Annotated in this window: 7 protein-coding genes; 2 read left to right on the top strand and 5 right to left on the bottom strand. The window is 51.8% G+C overall.

The features are described from left to right. Both HN413_16605 and HN413_16600 read left to right on the top strand, forming a co-directional pair. Positions 1-1,513: PAS domain S-box protein (locus HN413_16605; GenBank protein MBT3392021.1), on the top strand; the 1,513-nt coding region annotated here is incomplete at its 5' end. 10 nt (positions 1,514-1,523) lie between these two features. Continuing rightward, positions 1,524-2,171: a response regulator transcription factor gene (locus HN413_16600; GenBank protein ID MBT3392020.1), complete on the top strand. Its 648-nt coding sequence runs from the start codon at positions 1,524-1,526 to the stop codon at positions 2,169-2,171. A 40-nt stretch (positions 2,172-2,211) separates the two neighbouring features. On the opposite strand, the gene HN413_16595 is transcribed toward HN413_16600, so the two are convergent. The 5 genes from HN413_16595 to HN413_16575 all read right to left on the bottom strand — a co-directional run. Then, the gene (locus HN413_16595; GenBank protein MBT3392019.1) at positions 2,212-3,285 is read right to left on the bottom strand and encodes a branched-chain amino acid ABC transporter permease; all 1,074 of its coding nucleotides are present in this window, start codon (positions 3,283-3,285) and stop codon (positions 2,212-2,214) included. A gap of 3 nt (positions 3,286-3,288) precedes the next feature. Continuing rightward, positions 3,289-4,896, bottom strand: coding sequence for a branched-chain amino acid ABC transporter permease (locus HN413_16590; GenBank protein MBT3392018.1), 1,608 nt, complete (start codon positions 4,894-4,896; stop codon positions 3,289-3,291). Between the two features lie 15 nt (positions 4,897-4,911). Beyond that, positions 4,912-5,622, bottom strand: a complete 711-nt coding sequence (locus tag HN413_16585; protein MBT3392017.1) for an ABC transporter ATP-binding protein — start codon at positions 5,620-5,622, stop codon at positions 4,912-4,914. After that, the gene (locus HN413_16580; GenBank protein MBT3392016.1) at positions 5,612-6,412 is read right to left on the bottom strand and encodes an ABC transporter ATP-binding protein; all 801 of its coding nucleotides are present in this window, start codon (positions 6,410-6,412) and stop codon (positions 5,612-5,614) included. The genes HN413_16585 and HN413_16580 overlap by 11 nt, the downstream gene beginning before the upstream one ends. A 69-nt stretch (positions 6,413-6,481) precedes the next feature. Beyond that, a partial coding sequence (locus HN413_16575; GenBank protein MBT3392015.1) for a substrate-binding domain-containing protein occupies positions 6,482-7,758 on the bottom strand: 1,277 nt, incomplete at its 5' end.

The following is a 7,758-nucleotide window of genomic DNA, read 5'->3' as shown; positions in this document are numbered from 1 at the left end:
CTCCGGCGCTGTGTTCACCTTCCAGGTCATCTTGTATCAGGATGGTGTTTTTGATGTGACCTACAATGGTTTGCCGCTGCCCTTTACCTTCGACCCGGATGCAACTCCCTCCGCCAATCCCTGGATACGCGGGGTAGTTTCCGGGATGGGAGAGCCGCTGCACACCAACGCTGCCGATTTGTTGCTCACCGCCCAAACAGGCGGCTCTCCCCTGATCGAAAACTACCAACTTGCTTTCCGGCGCTACCTGCACAACTTTATGCTGCCCTTCGCCAGAATCATGATCGGCGGCAGTATCTTGCTGTTGTTTGGGCTGCCCCTTTTGTTGCATTTCTCGATTATCAAACCCCTGGAGTCTCTGCTAGAAGGGGTGCGAAAAATGGAATCTGGCGATCTGACTGTCAAAGTACCCGTCCAGAACGAAGATGAGATTGGCTTTCTAACCCATGCGTTTAATACAATGGCTGCCAGGCAGGGGCAGCGCATGACAGGCCTTGAAGAGCGTTTCAGGCAATTCTTCGAGTACGAACCGGACTATTGCTATATGGTTTCTCCGGGAGGCAACATCCTCGATGCCAATCCCGCCGCGTTAGCGGCCTTGGAGTACGCTAAAGATGATCTGGTGGGCAAACCGTTAGATATCATCTACGCCCCTGAGTCAATATCGACCGTAGAACAGCTCTCGCAAAAGTGGCAAGAAAATGGAGAACTCATCAACGAAGAGATTATCATCCTTACCAGAAGTGGGGAGCGGCGTACCGTATTGCTCAGCGCTGGAGCCGTGAGAGATCAGGATGGGAATTTGCTGCATTCCTTATCCATACAAAGGGATATCTCTGAACGGGTGCGTGCAGAAGAAGCCCTGTTGGATTTGGCGATGATTGAAGAGCGCCGCCGAGTAGCAAGCGATCTGCATGATTCGATGACCCAGTCGCTGCATAGTCTGGTTCTATCGACAGAGACAGCCCAGCACCTTCATCGGGAAAATCAGCCTGAGAAATTGGCCGCTTCCTTAGAAATGTTGGGAGATAGCGCCCGTCAGACTCTGCAGGAAATGCGTCTGCTGCTATATGGTTTGAGTTTAACATCGGACGAGCAAGTCGATTTGTTCGAAATTTTGGAAACGCGTTTGGAATCCGTCGAGCGGCGTCTGGGAATTAAAACAGAGTTGAATATTGACAACCGGGGCGTCATTCCTAAAGACTGCGAAAGAGAACTCTTTTTTATTATCGTCGAGGCTTTAAATAATGCTCTAAGGCATGGCCGCGCCGATCATGTTTGGGTTTCCATCTCTGGCACGCCCTATCAGGTTACGGTTAAAGTGCGTGATAATGGTTGCGGTTTTTCCCCAGACCAGATCGGAAAAGGTGGCGGCATGGGAATAAAGAATATGACCGAACGTGTATCGAGCATGGGAGGCTTGTTGAAGATTGACTCGAAACCCGGGGGCGGGGCCACGATCCATGCGCAAATTAACTTAGATTGCATCCCAACTGCCGAATCGGAGGAATAGGTTCAAGTTCATGAAAACCATACGCGTATTTATCGTTGATGATCACCCACTCATGCGCAATGCGCTGGAAATGGCAATAGAAGCAGCCTTCGATATGAAAATTGCAGGTGAGGCCATCAATGGCAAAGAAGCCTTGCACTTGATTCCCCGGGTTGAGACCGATGTTGTGCTAATGGACTTGATGATGCCAGAGATGACTGGGTTGGAAGCGATTCAGGCTTTAACCAATTTATTACCGGACATTCGTATTCTTGTCCTCAGCAGTTTGGATAAAGAAGCAGACATTCTGCAAGCTGTGCAACTGGGCGCATTGGGGTTTATCACCAAAAATGCCCAGCGCGACGAATTGCTCCAGGCAATCCGAACGGTAGGTGCGGGAGAAGCCTATTTGCCGCCGAAGATCGCCGCCAAGTTGATGAATACCGTGCGGGAGTCGCACTCTGGGAAAGCCCATTCGGGTAGTGAGGCGCTAACCAGACGGCAACGAGATGTGCTTGCGCTTATCGGGCAAGGATTTACGAATCAACAAATTGCAACGACATTGCATATTGCTGATGCTACTGTGCGCGTCCATATTTCAAATATGATGGATATTCTTGGAATTGAATATCGCCGCGAACTGGTCGTCTACGCCGTCAGGCAGCATATGGAATCATAAGCTGTCTACCAACTTATGGGTGGGGGAGATGTAAGGCATTCTACGAATTAGATTTGATGGCGTTGACTAAATCTTTCCAGCCCTGTTTAACTTTATAGCCGCGCAATTTCCAGGTACCCACTATCCCATAGGGGAGGAAGAGTACCAGTAGAATATACACTATCCCGATGATAACCTGCGATGTGCCGCCAAATAACTTTTCGAGGTAAAACGACAATAGCCGGAAGGTTGCCGCGCCGAGAATAGCGCCGTTTAAAGTGCCGATTCCGCCGATCAAAATCATCAGCAATGCTGCAATCGTATAATGCGAACTGGCAATTCCCGGACGGATGATAGGGTGGAACAGGCCGTGCATTGCCCCGGCAAGCGCTGCAGTTACCGATGAAAGCGTTAGAGCAGCCAGCTTGAAATAGAAGGTATTAAAACCCAGCATGGTGGCGCGGTCTTCATTCTCACGAATGGCAATACACACGCGCCCGGTGGGCGAGTCTACGAAGCGTTTATAAATAAAATACACCACGAAAAGTATCGCCAGCCCGACGAAGTAAAAACGCAGGCGTTGCTCCACGGGATTCAAAAATTCGGGAGGGGTAACCCCCTGTAAACCAATTTCTGCACCAGCAAAATCAACCAACTCGCGCGACTGGATCACAATATAGAATACTTGGGCAATTCCCAATGTCACCAGAGCAAAGGTAATCCCTTTGACACGCGGCAGCACAATGCTGAAAATCAGCGCCATTACCACCCCAGCGACAGTTACCAAACCGATAATCGGCAGCAAACCCCAGCCAAAACTCTTCAGCATAATGCCGGTCAGGTAAGCGCCAACGCCATAAAACATGGCGTGCCCAAACGAGAGTAAGCCAGTAATCCCGAAGAGCAAATCGTAACTCAGGGCGTAAATTGCCAGAATAAAAATCTCGATCGCCAAACCCTGATAAAACTTGGATTGTCCAGATTCATTTGCTAGCATACTGCTGATCGACTGTCCGTCGACCAGGGTCAGTATAAAGGGCAGCAATATCAGGCCAACAATGCTAATCAGGATGCCGCGGTTGCTCTTGATAAATTGTGTCAGGCCACTAGGGCGGGGAGAAGTTGTCGATGTCATGGCTTACTCCTTGCGTCCAAACAGCCCATTGGGCAAGACCAATAGAATTACGACCATCAGGAGTACGGTCATCGCGGGGACAAGGGGCGGTGTGGGTTTGAAAGGTTCGTCCATAAAGGGAATATTGATGCCAATTTGGCCGTATTTGATAATGAATTGTTGCAGCAAGCCGACGATTAACGCTCCGGCGGCTGCCCCCGGGTAGCTGGTCAGGCCGCCGATGGCGAGCGCGACCAACAAGTTGATCAGCAAGCTGTCCCCGAGGGTAGTTGTCAACCCCGTAGAGGGCGCGCCGACGACTCCACCCAGGGCTGCCAGCCCAACCCCGAGGGCGAATACAATCGTGAAGATGCGTTCCACATTGATGCCCAGCGCCCGGACCATTTCGCTATCTTGCACGCCTGCTCGAACAATCATGCCCAGGCGGGTACGCTGTAATAAAATCCACACCGCAATTAGCACAATGATCCCAAGAATAGGGATGAAAAGCTCGTTGTAGGTGCGTACGCGCCCACCCAGTACAAAAATGGTAGAGCACTTGTTTTGGAATATCGCGCCGATACTTTCAGCCGGGCAGCCATCGCCGGTGCCGTTGAAAATAGAAGGGCGCGGCATGGTGAATTCTGGCGCTCCCCAGATCGTGCGTACTGCTTCAATGATGATTGAACTCACTCCCAGGGAAAGCATGAGCACATAAATATGCGTTTCATAGAGTGGTCTCACCAGAGTTGATTCGATCAATGCTCCCAAGAGTGCGCCTGTGGTTACGGCAACCAGCACAGCCAAAATAAAGAGCCAGGTTGAATCAATGGCAAGCAAGAAAGCCGAAATCGGCGTATTGAAGTAGTGAACGAGCAACCCCAGCAGAATTAACCCGCCGAAGAAAACCAAACCTTTTATGGGCAGTGAGTTCTCTTTTCCGGATGGTCCTGCTGTAGCCGGGCGGCGGTTGATTGCAAAACCGGCAACCGTAATGCCTGCTAAAATGCCGCCCAGAATGAGAGCGCCCAGCCCAATAGCGGGTGAAATCTCAATGAATTGTTCCGCTTCGGGAAGAATGAGTTGGCCCTGGCTGGCAGCAAATGCAAAATTCGTCGGGCTGATTTCGTAGGAACCGACATTCCAACTGGTGATGGGGTATTTCGGGATGGCAAACCCCAGCACGACGACTGCCAGAATCAGCCCTGCCCACGGCCAGATACTCCTGACTATTTTGGGGAGTTTAACCTTCTTCAGCAGCCAATCCCAAACAGGCAGCAAAGTAAATCCGGCTGCGATCAAAACCAATGGCGTGAACGCATCCACAACCGTATCGGGGCGTACAGCCATTGTCCAACCCACATAGGCGCCGATCATAAACAATGCGCCGTGGGCCATATTGAGCACGTTCATCAAACCGAAGATAATTGAAAATCCCGACGCGACCAGGAAAATAATAGAGCCAGTGGAAAAACCGCGCAAGATCGTGATGACTACATTTTTATAACGTTCGCCGCCTTCAGCAGCAGGGTCGACTAAGCCGCGCACTCCCAGAATAAAAATAACGCTGAGCGCGAGCAGTGTGATCCAAAGTGTACGGTTTTTTCGGAAGGATTGCAGTATTGTTGTCATAGGTATCCTTCTCCTTTAGGCGGCCTCGAGGTAGCGACGGATGGTTGCGGGGTCGTTCACCAGATCGGCCATTTTGCCCGCCTGAACCGATTGGCCTTCTTCAATGATGATGTAACCTTCGGCAAGCTGGCTGGCAACAATGAAGTTTTGCTCCACTAATAAAATGGTCGTTTCTGCCGAGAGCTGCCGGATAGCATCCATCATTTGCTCAATCAGTACTGGAGCCAGCCCTTCAGTTGGCTCATCGATCAGGAGTAATTTATTATCGGGAACCAACGCACGGGCGATCGCCAGCATTTGCTGCTGCCCGCCCGAAAGGTGATCGCCTTGTAAATGAATCAGGCGTTTGAGATCGGGGAATAAATCAAAAATAAAGCCTTCTTTTCTCGCCAGATCGCCTTTTTGACGCTCGGCGATTTTTAGGTTTTCGCCCACGCTCAGGTCGCGGAAAATGGCGCGATGTTCAGGGACGTAGCCAATTCCCAGGGCTGCGATTTCAAAACTGCGTTGCCCCTGAAGTTCCTGCCCGTCAAAAATAATTTTTCCCTGACGCGGGGGCGTTAGCCCCAAAATGGATTTGAGCGTGGTAGTTTTTCCGGCTCCATTGCGCCCAAGCAGCGCGACAATTGTCCCTTTTGGAACATGAATGCTCACGCCCTCTAAAATGTGAAATTGACCGATAAAGGTATGGATGTTGTTTACGTGGAGAAGAGAATTAGTTTCCATGTGCTGTGTCCTCTCCGCCAGTTTGCATATCGCCATAGAGTTGGCCCAGATAGGCGCTCTGTACAACTTCGTTGGCCGCGATCTCGGCGGGTGTGCCATCGGCCAAAATTTGTCCCATGTGCATTACGGTGATGGTGTCGGAAATGCTCATCACTACATTCATATTATGCTCAACCAGCATCACGGTTTTCTTGCCGGAAGTTTGAATATCCCGAATGAGCTGGATTAGTTCCGGGACTTGTTCGGCGGCCATGCCTGCTGTAGGCTCATCGAGCAGCAGCACTTCGGGGTCGGCAGCCAGAATGATGCCCAGTTCAAGCTTGCGCTGTCCGCCGTGGGGGAGGGCGCGTGCCAGGGTAGCTATATCGGATTCCAGACCTACCAGCGCGGCTACTTCGCGGGCGCGCTGTTCGTATTTGGGGAAGTGCTTGTGTGAGCGCAACATACGGAAATTGTCATGCCCCAAAGCCTGACAAGCCAGTCGGATATTTTCCAGAACGGTCAAATTAGGAAAAAGATTCGTGATCTGGAAAGATCGTCCGATTCCGAGGTGGGCGGTGCGGTGCAGCGGCTGGTGGGTGATCTCGTTGCCCTTGAAAAATACTTTCCCCGAGGTGGGAGCTAAATTACCGCTCAGTAAATTAAAAAAAGTAGTTTTTCCTGCGCCATTGGGTCCGATAATGGAGTGTGTGGTGTTGGGGCGCACCCGGATGTTGACATCATCTACCGCGATCAGCGCGCCGAATTCCTTACGCAAGTTTTGGGTTTCGAGGATGAAGTTATCTTCCATACAGACTCTCTCGGTATTTAAGAACCAATGCGTGGGGGCTTATGCCCCCACGCATTGGTTGGTGTGATTTTACTCGCCGGTCAGACTGCCGTAGGGCAGATCGCCGCAGCGGTCTGCCAGTTCTTCGGGCAGCAAACAAGGCGGTTGAGGGCGGGTGGTGGTGATATATTCGAAGTACATGGCCTCAGGATCGTCAACATTGAGCAGTTTCATGACGTACATATCCTGGATGGCGACATGATCCTCGGCACGGATAAGGATCGTACCCTTGGGGCCTTCGAATTCCATGCCTTCCCAGGTTGCGATCAACGCTTCCGCGCTGGCATCGCCGCCGGTGGCCTTCAAACCTTCAACTAGCATAATGGCCGCGTTAGCGCCATCGCCGTCGAAAAGGTCGGGATAAACTCCGTAGCGCGACTTGGTGACGTCAATCAGCCAGTCGTTGACGGGATTGTCCGGAGCTGAGTAGTGATACAGGATGGAACCAGTCGCTCCAATGGAATTGCCAAAGAAAGCAGGCAATGCCACATTATCCACGAAGGACGAAGCCATAGTCATCTCATCAACTACGCCTAAATCGACAGCCGCTTGCATGATGGCGATGAACCCGCCGCCTGCCCAGGTGGGAATCCAGGCTTCAGCACCGGAGTCCAGTAGTTGTTCCATGTAGGGCGTGAAGTCGGTGGTGTCGAAGGGAGCGAAGATGTCGTCTACAGGGAAGGTGCCGCCATAGAGCGTGCAGGCATCCCGGTAGGCAGCCGCGCCACCCCAGCCGAAGCTGTAGTCTGGAGCGATCTGTACAAAGGTGTCATATTCTTGGGTGACATATTCACACAGTGCGATGGCATCCTGGTAATTCTCGCGGCTGGTGCGGAAGGTGTATTCATTGAAGCCTACACCGGTGATGTCATTGGCCGCGGCCGGAGCCACGATCAACGGAACGCCGTTTTCGGCGGCAATCTCTTGCAGTGTAGCGGTATTGCCAGAGCTAACTGTGCCGACCAATACGTCCACGCCATCCACCTCGATGAATTCGCGTGCTACAGATGTGGTCAGATCAGGGTTCGTCTGGTCGTCGCCGAGCAGTACTTCAATTTCGCAATCACCCAGCATAAAGGTGTTGCTGCCATCTTCGGCGGTGAAAACTTCGCCTACAGAGCCAGCCGCGCCGGTGGCATATTCCATACCGAGCATGAAGCTGCGGATGATATGCGCGCCATAGATTGCCAGCGGGCCAGATGCGTCGGTGATCAAACCAACTTTGATGGGTTCGTCACAAGCAACCGCCATTTCTTCCATAGCCGGTTCTTCAGCAGCAGGAGCTTCTTCCATCATGCCTTCGTGTC

The sequence above is a fragment of the Chloroflexota bacterium genome (assembly GCA_018648225.1).
Classification (GTDB): domain Bacteria; phylum Chloroflexota; class Anaerolineae; order Anaerolineales; family UBA11858; genus NIOZ-UU35.
This window is presented reverse-complemented; position numbering and strand designations above follow the sequence as displayed.

Excerpts from the sequence above, each read along its gene's own strand:
- HN413_16600 (MBT3392020.1), top strand. The coding sequence starts at position 1,524 with ATGAAAACCATACGCGTATTTATCGTTGATGATCACCCACTCATGCGC.
- HN413_16595 (MBT3392019.1), bottom strand. The coding sequence starts at position 3,285 with ATGACATCGACAACTTCTCCCCGCCCTAGTGGCCTGACACAATTTATC.
- HN413_16590 (MBT3392018.1), bottom strand. The coding sequence starts at position 4,896 with ATGACAACAATACTGCAATCCTTCCGAAAAAACCGTACACTTTGGATC.
- HN413_16585 (MBT3392017.1), bottom strand. The coding sequence starts at position 5,622 with ATGGAAACTAATTCTCTTCTCCACGTAAACAACATCCATACCTTTATC.
- HN413_16580 (MBT3392016.1), bottom strand. The coding sequence starts at position 6,412 with ATGGAAGATAACTTCATCCTCGAAACCCAAAACTTGCGTAAGGAATTC.